Annotated in this window: 16 protein-coding genes and 2 tRNA genes; 5 read left to right on the top strand and 13 right to left on the bottom strand. The window is 45.1% G+C overall.

Annotation, left to right across the window (positions count from 1 at the left end; genetic code table 11):
* Window positions 1–19 precede the first annotated feature (19 nt).
* On the bottom strand, window positions 20–739 hold the full coding sequence (locus tag OCV54_RS12235) for an acyl-[acyl-carrier-protein] thioesterase (protein ID WP_015533431.1): 720 nt from the start codon (window positions 737–739) through the stop codon (window positions 20–22).
* A gap of 146 nt (window positions 740–885) precedes the next feature.
* Here OCV54_RS12235 and OCV54_RS12240 point away from each other — a divergent pair.
* A tRNA-Gln gene (locus tag OCV54_RS12240) sits at window positions 886–958 on the top strand.
* A gap of 218 nt (window positions 959–1,176) precedes the next feature.
* On the opposite strand, the gene OCV54_RS12245 is transcribed toward OCV54_RS12240, so the two are convergent.
* Window positions 1,177–2,028 (bottom strand): amidohydrolase family protein, encoded by an 852-nt coding sequence (locus OCV54_RS12245; protein ID WP_015533432.1) that lies wholly within the window; start codon window positions 2,026–2,028, stop codon window positions 1,177–1,179.
* A 143-nt stretch (window positions 2,029–2,171) separates the two neighbouring features.
* On the opposite strand from OCV54_RS12245, the gene OCV54_RS12250 reads away from it, so the two are divergent.
* Window positions 2,172–2,912: an N-acetylmuramoyl-L-alanine amidase family protein gene (locus OCV54_RS12250; RefSeq protein WP_015533433.1), complete on the top strand. Its 741-nt coding sequence runs from the start codon at window positions 2,172–2,174 to the stop codon at window positions 2,910–2,912.
* 74 nt (window positions 2,913–2,986) lie between these two features.
* Here the strand turns inward: OCV54_RS12250 and OCV54_RS12255 are convergent, their stop codons facing one another.
* From OCV54_RS12255 to OCV54_RS12285, 7 genes are all read right to left on the bottom strand, one after another.
* Window positions 2,987–4,084, bottom strand: coding sequence for a GGDEF domain-containing protein (locus OCV54_RS12255; RefSeq protein WP_055224262.1), 1,098 nt, complete (start codon window positions 4,082–4,084; stop codon window positions 2,987–2,989).
* A 129-nt stretch (window positions 4,085–4,213) separates the two neighbouring features.
* Window positions 4,214–4,786, bottom strand: coding sequence for an indolepyruvate oxidoreductase subunit beta (locus OCV54_RS12260; RefSeq protein ID WP_015533435.1), 573 nt, complete (start codon window positions 4,784–4,786; stop codon window positions 4,214–4,216).
* Between the two features lie 2 nt (window positions 4,787–4,788).
* Window positions 4,789–6,531, bottom strand: coding sequence for an indolepyruvate ferredoxin oxidoreductase subunit alpha (iorA, locus tag OCV54_RS12265; RefSeq protein WP_022216725.1), 1,743 nt, complete (start codon window positions 6,529–6,531; stop codon window positions 4,789–4,791).
* A 175-nt stretch (window positions 6,532–6,706) separates the two neighbouring features.
* A complete protein-coding gene (locus OCV54_RS12270; protein ID WP_055224264.1) occupies window positions 6,707–8,569 on the bottom strand; it encodes a vWA domain-containing protein in 1,863 nt (620 codons plus the stop codon).
* Between the two features lie 118 nt (window positions 8,570–8,687).
* Entirely contained in the window at window positions 8,688–9,398 is a 711-nt protein-coding gene (locus tag OCV54_RS12275; RefSeq protein ID WP_055147945.1) for an SH3 domain-containing protein, read from the bottom strand.
* Window positions 9,395–9,913, bottom strand: coding sequence for an RNA polymerase sigma factor (locus OCV54_RS12280; protein WP_015533439.1), 519 nt, complete (start codon window positions 9,911–9,913; stop codon window positions 9,395–9,397). The genes OCV54_RS12275 and OCV54_RS12280 overlap by 4 nt, the downstream gene beginning before the upstream one ends.
* Window positions 9,914–10,002: 89 nt before the next feature.
* A complete protein-coding gene (locus tag OCV54_RS12285; protein ID WP_022216722.1) occupies window positions 10,003–10,944 on the bottom strand; it encodes a hypothetical protein in 942 nt (313 codons plus the stop codon).
* A gap of 181 nt (window positions 10,945–11,125) precedes the next feature.
* Here OCV54_RS12285 and OCV54_RS12290 point away from each other — a divergent pair, with 181 nt between their 5' ends.
* Window positions 11,126–11,845, top strand: coding sequence for a GTP pyrophosphokinase (locus tag OCV54_RS12290; RefSeq protein ID WP_022216721.1), 720 nt, complete (start codon window positions 11,126–11,128; stop codon window positions 11,843–11,845).
* Between the two features lie 129 nt (window positions 11,846–11,974).
* A tRNA-Arg gene (locus OCV54_RS12295) sits at window positions 11,975–12,048 on the top strand.
* 124 nt (window positions 12,049–12,172) lie between these two features.
* On the opposite strand, the gene OCV54_RS12300 is transcribed toward OCV54_RS12295, so the two are convergent.
* The 3 genes from OCV54_RS12300 to OCV54_RS12310 form a co-directional block, all read right to left on the bottom strand.
* Window positions 12,173–12,601 carry a hypothetical protein gene (locus OCV54_RS12300; RefSeq protein ID WP_055224266.1) on the bottom strand — a complete coding sequence of 143 codons (429 nt, stop codon included), beginning with the start codon at window positions 12,599–12,601 and terminating at the stop codon, window positions 12,173–12,175.
* Window positions 12,602–12,672: 71 nt separating this feature from the next.
* Complete coding sequence (locus OCV54_RS12305) at window positions 12,673–13,440, bottom strand: hypothetical protein (protein ID WP_022216720.1); 768 nt, start codon at window positions 13,438–13,440, stop codon at window positions 12,673–12,675.
* 139 nt (window positions 13,441–13,579) lie between these two features.
* Window positions 13,580–14,527 (bottom strand): hypothetical protein, encoded by a 948-nt coding sequence (locus tag OCV54_RS12310; RefSeq protein WP_242859656.1) that lies wholly within the window; start codon window positions 14,525–14,527, stop codon window positions 13,580–13,582.
* A gap of 230 nt (window positions 14,528–14,757) precedes the next feature.
* Here OCV54_RS12310 and OCV54_RS12315 point away from each other — a divergent pair, with 230 nt between their 5' ends.
* Window positions 14,758–14,988, top strand: a complete 231-nt coding sequence (locus OCV54_RS12315) for a hypothetical protein (protein WP_055224268.1) — start codon at window positions 14,758–14,760, stop codon at window positions 14,986–14,988.
* A 64-nt stretch (window positions 14,989–15,052) separates the two neighbouring features.
* Here OCV54_RS12315 and sstT read toward each other — a convergent pair whose 3' ends face one another.
* Window positions 15,053–16,303 carry a serine/threonine transporter SstT gene (gene sstT, locus OCV54_RS12320; protein ID WP_055224270.1) on the bottom strand — a complete coding sequence of 417 codons (1,251 nt, stop codon included), beginning with the start codon at window positions 16,301–16,303 and terminating at the stop codon, window positions 15,053–15,055.
* Window positions 16,304–16,459 lie beyond the last annotated feature (156 nt).

The following is a 16,459-nucleotide window of genomic DNA, read 5'->3' on the forward strand; positions in this document are numbered from 1 at the left end:
TTTCTGTCGACACAGTATATCATATATCCTTACTGCTCCGTTCAAACTGGACAACACACCTTGTCCTGTCCTCTTCATCTGCCAGGATTATCTGAACATATCTGTCGTCAATAAATCTCTTTACTACTATAACATCATCTTTCACATATTGCATCTTATATTCCGCTCTGACTGCAATAATATCCGCAACATCATCCACGTATTCCTGGGCAAGAGCAATATACGCTTCATTATTCATATGATTGTTGGAGTCTATCTGATAAGACATGACTTTTCTGGTATCTATAGTCTCCGCATCGCCCAGCAGTTTTACCTTGCGCGGCGCATACTCCATGTCTATGGCAGGCTCCATCGGATATGCGTCTGACACCTCTTTGTCTATCTTGACAGGTCTCAGCCTCTCGGTGTCCATATAGCTCCAAATGGATGCCGCCTTAACTATGCGTTCTCCATTCTCGTCCAGTATATCTATATTTCTGAATCCCAGAGATGCCTTGAAATCATATGCCCACGTCCTGACCTTGATCTTCTCTCCCATCGCAGGATATCTGACCACCTCTATCTGCCAGGAAACCAGGAACCATGCTCTGTGGTGTTCTGCCAGATAATCCAGCCCTATGCCGACCTCCTCCGACTGCAGTATAGCACAGTCCTGGAAATAGTTCGCTATGGTCGCCATGTTGGATATCTTATTTCCACCAGTCTCACTATACCTGACTATCGCTTCATATGAATACATTACGCCACCTCCATGATGCTCATTTTACTATAATTTTATACCCTATTTAGAGGGCTATCGCAAGGTGAAAAATTTTTTTGAAATTTTTTTAAAAAAGTGCTTGCATTATTCTGAGCTTTAGTATATACTACCATTTGTTGAGGCAATGGGCTATCGCCAAATGGTAAGGCACTGGACTCTGACTCCAGCATTTTCAAGGTTCGAATCCTTGTAGCCCAGCTACTAAGACTTGAGATTTATCTCAAGTCTTTTTTATTTTATAAACCGCTTCATATAATGATACTTACAGTGGGCAGTCCGCTCCACAGCACATAAAAAAGACATGTCGTTAGGCTCCGACATGTCTTTCGTGTATTACTATCTGTGAAAAATTTCATTGGCGTAACAAAAATGTAACACATTTTTAAAACATTATCAATAGGTTTTCGCGTATTTTTTTAAAAATTCAATTTCAATCCAAGCAATTTTCGCGCATTATTCTCAAATATATTGTTTTTGTCCACATCTTCCAGATCAAGGGCCTCTATGTCCGCACATGACTGTTCCTGATCAGACCATGGGCTGTCCGTTCCGAACAGGATCTTGTCAGACCCGTGAGCTGCCACTATCTTCTTAAACATGTCACCATCAAGAAGCTGCCATCTGTGCGATGCCCCCTCCCGCCAGTCTATCTGTCCATAGGAAAATGCCGTGTCAAAATACACATCTCTTCCGCAAAGTCTGTTCAGCACGTCATCCCACATCTGCCATCCACCCATATGGGCAAGCACAAGCTTGTCAGGCCCAACCTCATCCAGCACCTCCTCCGCCATTGCAGGAGTGCAGTGAGTCACATCAGGAAGTCCTATGTCTGTTCCCGCATGTGTCACCACGATAAGCCCAAGCTCTGTGGCATAGCTGATTATCCTTTTATATCTTATATCGTTGAAAAAAGCCCCCTGGTAGTCAGGATGGATCTTTATCCCCTTCAGACCTTTGTCGCATATATCCCTGAGTATCTCTTTGTAATTGTCATTGTCGGGATGTATCCCTCCAAACGACCACACATGTGTCTCTGAAAAGCGCTCATTCTCCTCAACTGCGAATTCATTTATATGCTTATATTGTTTCGGAGACGTTGCCACCGGAAGTACCACAGACACATCCACATGTCTGCTCCTCATGTCATTCTCCAGTCCGTCAAGTGTGCCATCCGAATGTGCCCTTGTACCGGATCTGCTCTCCAGAAGCCCTACCGTCTTGGCTGCTATCCTGTCGGGATACGTGTGTGTGTGAAAATCTATTATCATAAATATTCCTCCTGTACATTTATACTGCGTAAGCGCAGAACACCTCTGCTGCGGCCATGCTGTTCACGTTCTCCATATCCACAGTTGAAAAACATCGGATTTTGAGGTATCTTTATCAAAGATATTTCCACGAAGGAGAAAACATGAGCAAACGAAAAAAGAAAATGACGCTGAAACAGATGCGTTCCCTCGTCGTCTTTTTGGTCGCCATAAACATCATACTATTATTGTGCATACTTGTCATGGGATTTTTTCTGGCAAAGGCACAGATCACCAAGGGGAAAGGACAGACTGTCATGCTCCAGAAGGCCAACGACACATACACGGTGTGTGTGGATGCTGGTCATGGAGGAAGCGATGTAGGCGCTGTGGGACTTGACGGAAGCTACGAGAAGGACGACAATCTCCGTCTTGCGCAGGAGGTTGCCAAAGCCCTGAAAAAGAGCGGCGTCAACGTCATAATGACCAGATCCGACGACAGCGACACACAGCTCGACTCCCGTTCAAAGATAGCAAACAAGGCCAAGGCTGATATCTTCGTTTCGCTACACCGCAATTCAACAGCCAACCCAAACACCACAAAGGGCATTGAGATATGGATACACAGCTCAGGATCTGAGCGCAGTTATGCGGCCGCAGATGACATTCTGAGCAATCTCGAGGAAGTTGGTATAACCGCCAACCGAGGGGTGCGAATCGGAACCCAGGGAGACAGCGATGATGACTATGCGGTCATCAGAGACACCGATATGACAAGCATGATCGTTGAGATGGGCTTCATGACCAACCAGGACGATCTGGACTATTTCAATGAAAATCTTGAGAACTACGCCAAGGCAATATCCAACGGTGTGGTTCAGTGGCTGAACGATTACGTCCAGTAACGCCGGACATATCATAACATTTGAATAATTCCATAAAAAAATAACACATTGAGCACAGCCCAATGTGTTATTTTTTATTCACTTATAACTATTCTGTTTCTTCCTGATTCCTTCGCCTTATAGAGTGCTGAATCCGCTCTGTTGAACCATGCCTTGGAACTCTCTCCCTTGGTGTACTCAGCGACACCACAGCTACAGGTTATTCCATCCTTGTTCATAAAGTGGAAATAGTAGCATCTGAACTCTGTTCTTATGTCATCAACAACATTCATGACCTTAGACAGTTCCACATCATGGAACAGTATCACGAACTCCTCACCGCCGTATCTGAAGGCAAGTCCCATATCCTTCGACTTCTCCTTCATCATCTTACACAGCGCCTTGATAACTATATCTCCATTGCTGTGGCCATATGTATCGTTGACTTCCTTGAAATGATCTATATCAAATATGGTGACATAGGACTTCGCCCCAGTCTGCTCCACATTCTCGATCTCCTTATCAAGGCTCTCCTCAAATGATCTTCTGTTGTACAGGCCTGTCATCGGATCAACCATAAGCTCACTCATCAGTGTTACCTGTCTGTTGTAGCTTCCGGCAATCGATTCCGTAAGTGCCTTCGTGTGCTTGTTGACGACCATAACCATCGCACACATAACAGATACTACCAGTATGTATATGAGCAGTGCTCCAACCCAGTTCATCTGTGTGGCAAGCTCACCGACATTCAAATGTAATCTCACAACATTGATGACCATGAGTGCAAGCACCGCAACTCCCGACCATACCGTCAGCTCCTGATCTGCAAATAACGCCGTGGCAATTATGGTGACACACGGAATAAGTATAAGCGGGTATATGGTGCAATATGTAAATGCTATAACACCGACACATACATATATCATACCTGTCACGACATAATTCTTGTGCTTTATGTCCGCCTCATCGTGCTTCATATAAAAATAGCAAATTGTGATCGCTATAGCCTGTACTATCATCGGCAGCACGATATACTTTACTATATATGCGCCTGCTCCTATGCTCTTATCTACTCTGTATACTCCAAATAATATCCATGCAATAACAAAAGAAATACTGCATATAACTATCATCATACGCCATACCAGCATATGCCATCTTGCGTCAATCTCATCCTTGTTAATATCATTCATGTGTACGCACCCCGCAAACCATCATATGTGTTGATTTTACCATATGAGGGTCCTTTTTTCCACCATTAATCAACAAAAGACGGACTTTTTTTATGCCAAAATCCGTCTTTTGTACCAAAAATCGTCAAATTACTTAAGGTTGTAGCCAACCTCAAATGCCTCAAGATTCTTCTCCACTGTCTTAGGTGGAACTGTGTTCTTGATAACCTCAACCCATGCATCATGTGAGAAATCCATGTGCTGTGCCGCGATTCCTATGATGACTGTGTTAAATACCTTGTTGTTGCCAAGCTTCTTTGCCTCGTCCATGGCATCAACTGAGATAACCTTGTACTTGCCGCTGAGCTCCTCGATGATTCCATCAGGATACTGTGCTGCGCCTGTAACTACAGTGATAGGATCTATTCTCTGGTCATTTACGATGATAACTCCATCCTTCTTCAGGAAGTGTGCATATCTGAGTGCCTCAAGTCTCTCAAATGCTATGAGGACATCCGCACATCCCTCTTCCACGATAGGCTCATTTACCTTCTCACCATATCTTACATATGTAACAACACTTCCACCTCTCTGGCTCATTCCGTGAACCTCTGAGAGCTTTACATCATAACCTGCTGCCGTGGTGATTCCACCGAGTATACGGCTTGTGAGAAGTGTTCCCTGTCCGCCTACGCCGACGATCATAATATTCTTTGTCTCCATGATTAGAACTCCTCCCTTTCTATAGCATCGAACTTACAACGCTTCATGCACAGTCCACAGCCTGTACAGAGTGTGTCATCTATACGGATGGTTCCATCCTCCTGCCTGATAACTGCAGGGCATCCAGGCTTTAAGCACATACCGCACTTCTTGCACTTCTCAGGTATTGCCTTGCATCTTCCTGTTATCTTAGTCGTCTTCAAGAGTACACAAGGTGACTTTGTGATGATGACTGATACCTCATCCTTTGCTGTCTCCTCCTTGATGAGCTTCTTAAGACCTTCTATATCAAATGCATTTATCTCATGGACGCTCTGGATTCCCAGTGCCTTGCAGAGATTGTAAATATCAATGGCATATGTAGGATCTCCCATCAGTGTCTTACCTGTTGCGGCGTGATCCTGATGTCCTGTCATACCTGTTGTCGAGTTGTCAAGTATGATGACTGTTCCTGTACTCTGGTTGTATACCATGTTCATGAGTGAGTTCACACCTGTGTGAAGGAATGTTGAATCACCTATGACCGCTACCCAGTTCTTGATATAATCCTTGCCCTTTGCCTTCTCCATTCCATGAAGGGTAGAGATGGATGAACCCATGCAGACTGTTGTGTCAATAACACTGAGCGGTGCGACAGCTCCGAGTGTGTAACATCCGATATCTCCTGCAGCGTGGATCTTCAGCTCTGAGAGGACTGAGAATACGCTTCTGTGTGGACATCCTGGACAGAGGATAGGTGGTCTAGCTGGAACCTGAGCAGCCTCGACTGTCTCTATCTTCTCGCCGAGAAGCTTCTCTCTGAGCATATTTGCGCTGTACTCACCCTGAACTGTAAGCAGCTCCTTGCCGACTGCATCTATTCCCCATGATCTGACCTGAGTCTCGATATGTGGCTCAAGCTCCTCGATGACATACACCTTGTCTACCTGTGCACAGAAGTCCTCGATCATCTTTCTTGGGAGTGGATTTACCATGCCAAGCTTTAAGACTGATGCGTTTGGCATAGCCTCTCTGACATACTGGTAAGGGATACCGCTGGTGATGACACCCACACTCTTGTCTCTCATCTCAACTCTGTTGATCGGCATGTCAGCTCCGTCTGCTGCCATGTCCTTGAGTCTCTGCTCTACAAATACATGACGTGGTATAGCGTTACCAGGCATCATGACATATTTCTTTATATTTCTCTCATATGGCTTGTCAGGAATCTCCTGTCTGTCACAGAGCTCTACAACGCCCTGTGAGTGTGAGAGTCTTGTGGTTGTACGGAGCATTACAGGAGTATCATACTTCTCACTCAGCTCAAATGCATACTTTGTGAAATCCTTTGCCTCCTGGCTGTCTGATGGCTCAACAACTGGGATCATGGCTGTTCTTGCTACAAGTCTTGAATCCTGCTCATTCTGTGATGAGTACATTCCAGGATCATCTGCTGCAACAAGTACCATACCTCCGTTCACACCTGTGTATGCTGCGGTGAACAGCGGATCTGATGCCACGTTCACACCTACATGCTTCATCGACACTATTGATCTCACTCCCGCAAATGATGCACCGATCGCTACCTCTGTGGCTACCTTCTCATTTGGTGACCACTCTGAGTAGATATCTCCTTTGTACTGCACCATGTTCTCACTGATCTCTGTACTTGGTGTTCCAGGATATGCCGCTGATACCTTGACACCCGCTTCATAACAGCCTCTGGCGATGGCTGCATTACCAAGCATAATCTTTTTTTCGCCCATGAATCTTACCCTTCCTGTCTATATTGATATTCTTGTTTTTATTTTTTCGTCTTAATTGACACTCTAATTTGTTATTATACAAGAATTATCAATAAAATAAAAGAGTTTTATACAATGTGATTACAAAGTGTGATTACAAAGCCATATCGAACAGCTCCTCTTATCGACATTTTTCCTAGTCAGTTATATTCTGCGTCTGACGTACCATGTCTGCAAAGCCCTGCCACTGCATATCGATAATATCGCCACTGCCGGCTGAACTGTCCACCTTACCGCCAACAAGAGCCATAACCATATCAAAATCTGCAGAACCCACATATTCACTGTTTTTGAGGATCATACCATAGGCCGCCACGGCACTTGCCGCACTCATGTCAACGGACATTTCGCTGCTGTAGCTGTCAGTCTTCACCACACGGCTCACAAGACTGCTCTTATCCCCATCCGGCTCCTTGTATCTTACGTTCACTGTCGCAAGCTCACCGGTATAGTCCTCTGCGCTATCAGACTTATCCTTAACGTCTTGTGATGCAGTCTCCGATGTATTTGCCTGATTGGAATCCTGTCCGTATTTGTGCTCGGCTGCAGGCACATCGAAATCTGATCCCGCAGGCACATCGAAATCTGATCCCGCAGGCACTATCTCATAGAGCACCGTCACCATATGTCCTGCGCCTATCTCGCCGCCGTCCACAGCGTCATTTGCAAAGTCCGCATCCGCAAGGGCGCGGTTCTCATAACCTATCTGCCTGTAACCCTTGACATTTGCCGGATTGAACTCTATCTGAAACTTCACATCCTTGGCAACGGTGTTCAGAGTTCCGCCCATCTCGTCCACCAGCACCTTCTTTGCCTCATACGCAGAATCTATAAACGCATAGCTTCCATCACCATTATCAGCAAGAGCCTCAAGCTTGTTGTCCTTCAAATTGTCCGTTCCAAACCCAAGCACGCTGAGAAAAATGTTGTTTTCCTTCTTCTCCTCGGTTATCAGATCCACAAGGTCGCTCTCACTGGTAAGCCCCACGTTCAGATCCCCGTCCGTTGCAAGTATGACACGGTTGTTGCCTCCCTCTATAAAGTTCTTCTCCGCCAGCTCGTAAGCTGTGATGATGGCATCTCCGCCGTTGGTACAGCCCTCGGCTGTCATACTCGAAAGCGCCTCATTTATCGTGTACTGCTCTGAGCCGGATGTGCCCGAGAGCACCACCGTATCCTCACCCGCATATGTGACTATGCTCACCTTGTCGTTCTCATCCAGATTCTCCGCCAGCATGGCAAATGACTGCTGCACGAGTGGGAGTTTGTTATCTTCATACATGGATCCCGAGGTGTCGATCAGGAACACCAGATTTGAAGGCTTCTTGTCTCCAAAATCTATTTCATCCGTGTTGATCCCAACCATCATGAGCTTTGTGGCCTTATTCCACGGGCAGTCCGAATATTCTGTGTATATGGAGAACTTCTCTCCATCCTCAGGCTTCCTTCTGTAGTCATAGGTAAAATAGTTCAGCATCTCTTCTATTCTCACCGCTCCGTCCGGTGGGAGACAGCCTGACTCTATATACGACCTGACGTTGCTGTATGATGCCGTATCCCTGTCCGCCGCAAATGTGGAGAGAGGTCTGTCCGCTGTGGATACAAATCCATTCTCCGCCACGCTGTCATACTCTCTCGTATCGTAGGCGATCTCTGTATACATAGAATTTGAAGTATCTGTCACCATCGCTGTATCTCCAGCGACTGTTGCCACATCACAAGCTTCCTCCGCATACATAACATCATTCGACGTACTGTTGAATATTCCACTCAAGCCATTGTCCTGCAGCGACTTCTTTTTTTGCTTACTTTCTTTTTCCCTGTACTTTTCTGCGATCCCTGTTATCTCTGTCTTATCCCCATTTTGTTTTTCAAGGCGCATTCCCCTGCCATCTACTGCATCATCGTTACCGCAGCCCGTAAGACCTCCTACCATCATAATCCCTGCCATAACTGCGCATATGGATCTTGCAAATATTTTTGAATTATATTTCATCATAAAAAATCCCTCCGTAATATGAATTTCAAGCTACCGGTCAAGCTTTATATTCTATATACGAAGGGATTATTATTTTTTATGGTAATTTCTGTATTTTTTAATTTTTGATTTGTTTGTGCTATTCTGCCCTCTCAAATCTGTACCAGTTGCCCTCAACCTTCACTACAAGGCTGCCATCATCACACACAATGTAGGCTGAGTTTCTGGATGGGTTCATGTCAAAGTTGACCTCGCCGTCATTTGCCGGCACGCCATCGGTGTAGCTCTCAGCGTAGGCCGCTTTGCTCTCATCCACGCTGTCAGCATCGACCATGTCGTATGTGTCCCTGTAGAGCACACCATCCAACATGATCATGGGGATATAGTCAGCACTATTCACAGAATTCTGAGCATCAGTATTTCTCTGTACATCATAACTCGCCGTGGCCTTTTCTGCCATTTCAGCAGCATCGCTTTGAATATCGTCTGCCGCAGCCGCGTCACTTTCTTGTGCATAATAACTTTCATCCGAAGTCACCTTCACACTGTTGTCCTGCGCTGTCTTATCGCTTGCCCTCTTACGGCTGTTCCTTAACGGTCCGGCTACGATCAGCACACACACCACTGCCGCTGCCACAAGACCGGAAACGATCTGGATGGTTCTTCTGTTCCTGTCTTTACGGTCTTTCTTGACTCCAAACTTCTTATCTCCAGATTTCTTATCCTGCACCCGCTGCGCATCCACCGCATCAAGTCCTGCCTCTATTTTTTCCCAGAGATCAGGTGCATCCATATTCTCTATATATTTGTCAGCTATTTCCTTTTCCAGTTCATCTTCATGTCTGTTCATAGTCTGCACCTCCTAAGTCTCTTGATCGCACTGTTGTAAAGCCATGTGACTGTTCCCATCGGCTTGCCAACTATCTCTGATATCTCTCTGAAGGTAAATCCTCCAGCCACCTTCATATCAACTATCTCCCGCTCATCAGGCTTAAGCGACTCCATGGCCACCTTCAGTGACACGCTGTTCACAACCTGTTCCTCCATGCTGCCACTCTGCCCGGTCTCCGGTATCTCATCCACCAGAGCCTCACGGTCTATCTTCCTGATCCTGTCCACCGCCATATTCCGGGCGATCGTGACCAACCATTTCTTATGTCCATTTCCCGGCTTATAGCTTCCCGCAATGCTATACAGCTTGATGAAGAATTCCGATGTCACATCCTCAGCCTCCTCGCGCTGTCCTATGGTGTCGTACACCACAGCATATATGAGCTTCAGATACGCATCATATATGTGCCGCAGGCTATCCCTGTCGCCCGCCGCCATCGCAGACATGCACTGTTCAAATTCTCTGTCTGTCATAGCTCCCTCCTCATGATAATATACGTTATATCAACTGATTTTTATGGAATGTCATTTAACTTTTTAATCTTTTCCGCCTATTTGCAACATCATATCTTCCGCATGGCGGCAAATCCCATCACGTAATTTTTCCTGCCACCAGCCGTGTCAAATGGCCATACCATATGGCGGCTGTCAACCAGCTCCACGTCGTAGTTCATATGAAGCGACATATCCTTCATGAGCTGTGCCACACCTTCTATGTGCTCCACCGACTTCATCGTCTCCACATCCCGCCTGTCAAATGCATTTGCAAGCTTCTCTGCGCATGTCTGATCCTCACATGCAGCGACCTCATATCCATATATGAGTACATCCTTTGTCATATGGTACATGTAGTCATTGAGTCTCTCCACCGCCGCCTCGTTCAGCCCCGAGATGGCACTGCTTATGAGTCTAAGATCCTCGTCATGATAATTGTCCCTGTAGTGGTAAAGCAATGCCGCAAATCTGGAATTGAGCTGGCTGTGAAGCCCGACCGCCACACTGTAATCAAATATATCAAGATACCTGTCGGTGTCATTTACTATATCCCCAGATTCCGTTCTACCAATATATTTACCGGAATTGGCAGTCGCTATGCCTGTCAGGAACTCAAGTATATGCTCGGTGTCCGCACAGTCCTCAAGCATCGCCTCATACAAGCGGTACTGGTCATCGTCTACATGCCAGAATGGAATATCCGCTATTATATAATCCTGTTCCTTCAACCCATATTCCCTGACTGCCGAAAGCACAGCTTCCCTGTCTCTGTCTATGAGCAACAGCCTGTAATTATCTGCCAATCTTCCTATATCTATATCGCCGGCCGGCCCTATTCCCCACAGTGCAAGCACAGGCTTTGAATTCGCTGCATCTGCATCCTGCCCGGATTCTTTTTTTACCCGGCAGTTATTTTCTATATATTCCGTCACCTCACGTCTGTACTGTTCCCATCCCACATAGGAATCCGGTATACGCTCCGTGGCGATCATCTCATCAAAATAGCTCATTGTCTTCTCCTGACTCTGTGAACTGACAAATAAAGCAAAAGGGTTATGCCTGTCAGTATTTATTGATCATTCACAGGTATTTTATAAAATTTTATTTTTAAGCACAAGTGGAATGTAGTATAATACACATAGTTGTGCAACAGGACACACCATTCCAGTTTTTTTACATTTTGGAGGAGTTATGGAATCAATACAGACAAACGCTCTGAACAGCAAATACATCAATTCACTCCTGCGCCCGGAGGAAAATCCTTTCATGCAGGAGATGCAGAGTTTTGAGGAGATCATGATGATGTATTCATGTGCCATCAGAGAGGTGAAGACAAAATTTGAAGTGCTGAACGATGATTTCAGCGTAAGATATAAGAGAAATCCTATAGAATTCATACAGTCAAGGATCAAGAAGCCTGTCAGCATTGCCAAAAAGCTTGCAAGCAAGGGCTGTCCGGTTACATGTGCAAGTATACTGAACAATCTGGATGACGTCGCTGGAATAAGAGTCATCTGCCCATTCATCGATGACATATACATGGTGGCAGAAAAGCTCATAAGTCAGGACGACATCACCCTGATCGAGGCAAAAGACTACATATCGCATCCAAAGCCAAATGGCTACCGCAGTCTGCATGTCATAGTCGAGATTCCTGTGTTCTTCGCAGACCACACAAGGAATATGCGTGTGGAGGTACAGATTAGAACAATCGCGATGGACTTCTGGGCGAGCCTGGATCACCAGCTCAGATATAAGAAGGATATCCCGAACGTAGACATGATATCCGCAAGACTTAAGAAATGCGCAGATGTGATATCCGCAACAGACCTTGAGATGCAGTCCATCAAGAACAGCATTTATGGTCAGCGATATATTCCTGAACTTAAGAGAGAATCACCTAAAGAATAATTACAGTTATTTTTCTCCTACTGATATTTTTTCAACCACAGGGAGAATGAAAAAATTGAAATATTTGCAACTTTTTATTTGACATTTGCTCAAACCTGTTGTAATATAACTGATGTTGTTAATCAACATGTGTGCATAGCTCAGCTGGATAGAGCACTTGGCTACGGACCAAGGTGTCGGGGGTTCGAATCCTCTTGCGCACGTGACAGAAGCTGTCTGAATTATTTCAGACAGCTTTTTTATTTTATCAAAACCGCTTTATAACAGCCAAATATTATTCATAAAAAAGCCAGGGGGTGCGGCTATAAGCTTTATTTACATAAAGTGCTACTCCCTGCTCCCCAGATATTCTTCCACCTTCTCCGGCGTATCCAGTCTCAGCCGTACAATAGTCATCATGATCATGTACCGCAACACTTCCTTTAAGATCTCATCGTCAAACTGCGACTTCATATTTTCCGGATACGCATGTACGAGAAAATGCACATTGTAGGCATCGCCCTGTCTTGAGATAAATGCACTCACATAGAGGCCATTCATGACCGCTGTTATGATGTCGTCATCCGTGATCTGTATATTTATCTTATACATCTTTGATATAAACTTTACCGTCTTGTCTTCTTTTACGAGAAAACGCCTGTCTGTAATCTCTCCTATGGAAAAGTTCTGTTTATGGAGTGTTATCGCCTGCAGGAATTCTGATTCCCTGTCATTCTCAATTATATAATCATATATATCATTAGGTGTGTATGCCATATTGTTCAAGTTATCCTTTCATCTATTTGTCTATATGCTAAGCGCTTTTGTCTATCACTCGTCCGGAGTCGTCACGTCACACTGCCCATCGTAAGTCCGATCACAAATACCACAAATGCACCAATCGTAAGCACATACCACTCGATAACACGGACTGTAAGTTCCCAGTCAGACGGCTCAACATCATACAGGTTTCTCACCCTGGGCCACATGGCCAATCTGAAAAGTTCATCTGGAAACAGCATACTTACGACCGCAATGATGCATATAATGATTCCGAATATATATAATACTATATTTCCTCTGTTTGTTGTCTGCGGACCATTAATAAACTTCACTATTTCATAAATATCCGGCGGATTTGCATAATAATCTCCTAAAACCACATCAAAATCGTTGGTCATCGTGCCGTCCGCATTGTATACCATGTATCCATCTTTTGAGACAGCGCCTCTAAAAAACACCTTATCACCCGCCATGATCTTTACTCCGATATAATCATCAGATGATAACATGCCGTTCTCCGTCCCTGCCGGTATGGCAGAATAATCCTCCATCCAGCTATATGGTCCATATGTTACGTCTCTATACCCATCTCCTGTAAATCGATGATAACACTTAAATTCTATGCTCTGGTCATCATATACTATGATACTTGTATGTCCATCTGTATATGTCACATTTCCCTGTTCTTCTTTTCGGGTCAGAAAGTCACCCCTGAATTCTATTCCCTTTATGGACATTATAATCGGATAAATTATGGAAAATGCTATGATCATTGCCACTATAATGCTCATCAGAACCTTTTGCGTCCTGGATAAATTCTTTATTCTCTCCATATACATTTCCCCCTTCGATCAGGAATTTTCTGTTATCTCCACGAGCTACGAAACATACTCTGCAGATTTCAAATACATATCGACTGCCTATATTATCCTCCCATGCTATCCGCAGCCCCTGACTACTGCCCGCGCGCGCCTAGAACAGATCCAGCGTATTGTCAAGATATATCTCTTCTCTTACCCTCAGCTGGTACTCTGGCTTTGTCATATAGTATAGCAGAAATTCCAGCACTATGGCACTTCCAAGACTTCTTCCCTCTATCTTGAAATTGGAAAACCCCAGTGGCAGGTAAATGTTCTTTATATCATCTATACCTATAAATCCCGGATTCTCCATCGCTTTTGAGAAACGATAGCCACCTGCTGCGTTCGGCGATGTACAACGGTGAATTGATTTCTCACCGAGAGCCATACGACTCACATCCTCATAGCAGGCTTTCCTGTCCTGACAGGAGAACCAACAGCATTCGTTGCAAAGGAATTCCACCTTGTCTTTCTGCTTTTGCGAAAGCGCCCCCAGCCTGTCAAATGCTTTATTCAACCGAAAATCCGGCACAACATATCGGAATTCATCCCGGTCAAGCTCTGCTGAAAACAGATCAAAGTCCGTAATGACCTTTGTTGTCGATGAAACCATATATAGTCCCGGATAATTCTCCTGCAGATAGTCAAGCAGCAACTCCGAATGGACTATGACGCCATTTTGAACATATGCCTTGCCTTCCTCAAACGCCCTGCACAAGTCATTACACTGCTTATCAGCAAGGTGTTCCGGCCCCAGTAGTGAGTTGCTGAAGGTCAGCCTCGCCGATATTCCATACTCTCTCATAAGTTCCAGCACATCTCTGGCACTGCTGTCACCATATCCCACTCTGCCACCGCCCCAGAGGCAGTCACCCGGTGCACCATACACTGAACCGATATCACACCAGTCGTAAAAATATTCCCTGTGCTCACAGTATAGTGGCAGGAACGCCTTGTACAGCTCGTAGAATTCAAAAAGTCCGGGCAGATGGTAATGTGCCTTGTATTCTGTTTTGTTATTCTCTGTCATTGATCTGCCAGACAATGGCTCATTCTCCATAGTGTTCATTTTCCTGTTTTTCTTTCAGTTCCCATATGTTATCTTAGCTTCCGCATACTGTCTACAATTATATAAAAGTTCTTCATCTGTTGCAAACCATGTTTAGGATATTGTATATTTGAAAGAGGCATCGACCACCCAAAGATCAAGAAGAGGAAGAATGTGGATGCGGAGCTGGACAAGTTTCTGTAGGCAATACAAACAAACTGCAACGGAGGTTATTATTTATTATGGGGAATACATTCAGGGAAGTTAAATGTTTCAAATGCGGACACATTTTTATGTGGCAGAAAGATGGTATAGAATATCAGTCTGAATATCGTCTGGAAAGCACCAACGAACTTCTGGGAATTGCGGCATGTCCTAAATGCGGAACGGATATGTTGGTAATTCCGCATATTCTTGAGGGAATCTCTAAAGATTCAAATGGAATTGTGGAATCAGGGATACGGGGAATATAAAGACAAAAACAACCGGGTATGTTTCTTCCTGAACATACCCGGTTGTTTTTTATATGAAAATATCCTACTCATCTGGATTCACGATGGCACCTATCTTAAACTCTCTGCCGTCCTTTTGCCACTGTCTGTACTCCGCTGTAGCGGCAAAGAGTACATCTCCCGATGAGTTGATTGCCGTCTCAAGTGAATCCTGGACCACTCCGATGATCATTCCGACAGCAACAGCCTGCATGGATATATCCTGTGGGATTCCAAACAGCGAGCACGCCATAGGAATGAGCAACAGCGAACCTCCCGCAACACCTGAGGCACCGCACGCGCCAAGGGTTGCCATAAGACTGAGCATGAGTGCTGTCGGAACGTCCACCGACACTCCCATGGTATTTGCAACGGAAAGCGCCATTATAGTTATAGTGATGGCGGCACCATCCATATTGATGGTCGCGCCAAGCGGTATGGATACCGAATACACATCCGGGTCAAGTCCAAGTCTTTTGCAAAGTGACATGTTCACTGGGATATTTGCCGCAGAACTTCTGGTGAAGAACGCCGTCACACCTGACTCTCTGAGGCATCTCCACGCAAGTGGATATGCATTTCTCCTTAAGACGATAGTCGCAAGGAGCGGATCTACGATCAATGCAACCGTAAGCATGGCGCCCACAAGCACAAGCAGCAATCTGCCATATTCCTTGAATATCGACAATCCACTCTCCGATACTGTCGTGAACACAAGTCCCATGATTCCAAATGGTGCGCACCCGATGATCCACCTCACGACGGTTGATACCGCATCCGATATGGATACAAGTGCAGATTTTATAGACTTGCTTGTCCGTCGCATGGCAAGTCCAAACAAAAGTGCCCATGCAAGTATGCAGAGATAATTTGCGTTGAGTATCGCATTTACGGGATTATCGGTGATGTTGAGCAAAAGATTCTGGAGGACCTCCATGATTCCCGATGGGACGACATCCGCCTGATATGATTCAAGGTCCAGTGTCATGGTTACAGGGAAAATAAAACTTGTGCTCACCGCCACTACCGCTGCGCATAGCGTGCTGAGCATATACATGATCGTCACCATACGGAACTGCTGGCCATTTCCCTTTCCTGCATTTGCAATTGAGCTGATGACAAGGGCAAACACCAGTATCGGCGCAATTGCCTTGAGCGCCCTGACGAACATGGTTCCGATCAGGCCTATTCCCGTTGCCCCCGGCACCAGAAGTCCCAGCACCGCACCGATCACTATTCCAACCAATATCTTCGCGATCAGCGACACCCTATTCCACATCTCTACAATCTTTTTCATGAATCTAACTCCTAACTATATCTATATTTCTGCTTTTTAACATACATTTTCTTTAGTATTCTTCTTTCTCAGAAGAAGTATCCTCACGAGCAAAAGCACTGGGAATATAACTCCCGCAAGGATTCCGCGTTTCTTAATAGTATCATATATCGATCA

The organism is Coprococcus aceti (genome assembly GCF_025567285.1).
Lineage (GTDB): Bacteria > Bacillota > Clostridia > Lachnospirales > Lachnospiraceae > Coprococcus > Coprococcus aceti.

Bases quoted from the DNA above. Each gene is read 5' to 3' on its own strand.
- OCV54_RS12290 (WP_022216721.1), top strand. From the start codon at position 11,126: ATGGAATCAATACAGACAAACGCTCTGAACAGCAAATACATCAATTCA.
- OCV54_RS12275 (WP_055147945.1), bottom strand. From the start codon at position 9,398: ATGAACAGACATGAAGATGAACTGGAAAAGGAAATAGCTGACAAATAT.
- OCV54_RS12300 (WP_055224266.1), bottom strand. From the start codon at position 12,601: ATGGCATACACACCTAATGATATATATGATTATATAATTGAGAATGAC.
- OCV54_RS12235 (WP_015533431.1), bottom strand. From the start codon at position 739: ATGTATTCATATGAAGCGATAGTCAGGTATAGTGAGACTGGTGGAAAT.
- OCV54_RS12270 (WP_055224264.1), bottom strand. From the start codon at position 8,569: ATGATGAAATATAATTCAAAAATATTTGCAAGATCCATATGCGCAGTT.
- OCV54_RS12260 (WP_015533435.1), bottom strand. From the start codon at position 4,786: ATGGAGACAAAGAATATTATGATCGTCGGCGTAGGCGGACAGGGAACA.
- OCV54_RS12255 (WP_055224262.1), bottom strand. From the start codon at position 4,084: ATGAATGATATTAACAAGGATGAGATTGACGCAAGATGGCATATGCTG.
- OCV54_RS12310 (WP_242859656.1), bottom strand. From the start codon at position 14,527: ATGGAGAATGAGCCATTGTCTGGCAGATCAATGACAGAGAATAACAAA.
- OCV54_RS12315 (WP_055224268.1), top strand. From the start codon at position 14,758: ATGGGGAATACATTCAGGGAAGTTAAATGTTTCAAATGCGGACACATT.
- OCV54_RS12280 (WP_015533439.1), bottom strand. From the start codon at position 9,913: ATGACAGACAGAGAATTTGAACAGTGCATGTCTGCGATGGCGGCGGGC.
- sstT (WP_055224270.1), bottom strand. From the start codon at position 16,303: ATGAAAAAGATTGTAGAGATGTGGAATAGGGTGTCGCTGATCGCGAAG.
- OCV54_RS12245 (WP_015533432.1), bottom strand. From the start codon at position 2,028: ATGATAATAGATTTTCACACACACACGTATCCCGACAGGATAGCAGCC.
- OCV54_RS12250 (WP_015533433.1), top strand. From the start codon at position 2,172: ATGAGCAAACGAAAAAAGAAAATGACGCTGAAACAGATGCGTTCCCTC.
- OCV54_RS12305 (WP_022216720.1), bottom strand. From the start codon at position 13,440: ATGGAGAGAATAAAGAATTTATCCAGGACGCAAAAGGTTCTGATGAGC.
- iorA (WP_022216725.1), bottom strand. From the start codon at position 6,531: ATGGGCGAAAAAAAGATTATGCTTGGTAATGCAGCCATCGCCAGAGGC.
- OCV54_RS12285 (WP_022216722.1), bottom strand. From the start codon at position 10,944: ATGAGCTATTTTGATGAGATGATCGCCACGGAGCGTATACCGGATTCC.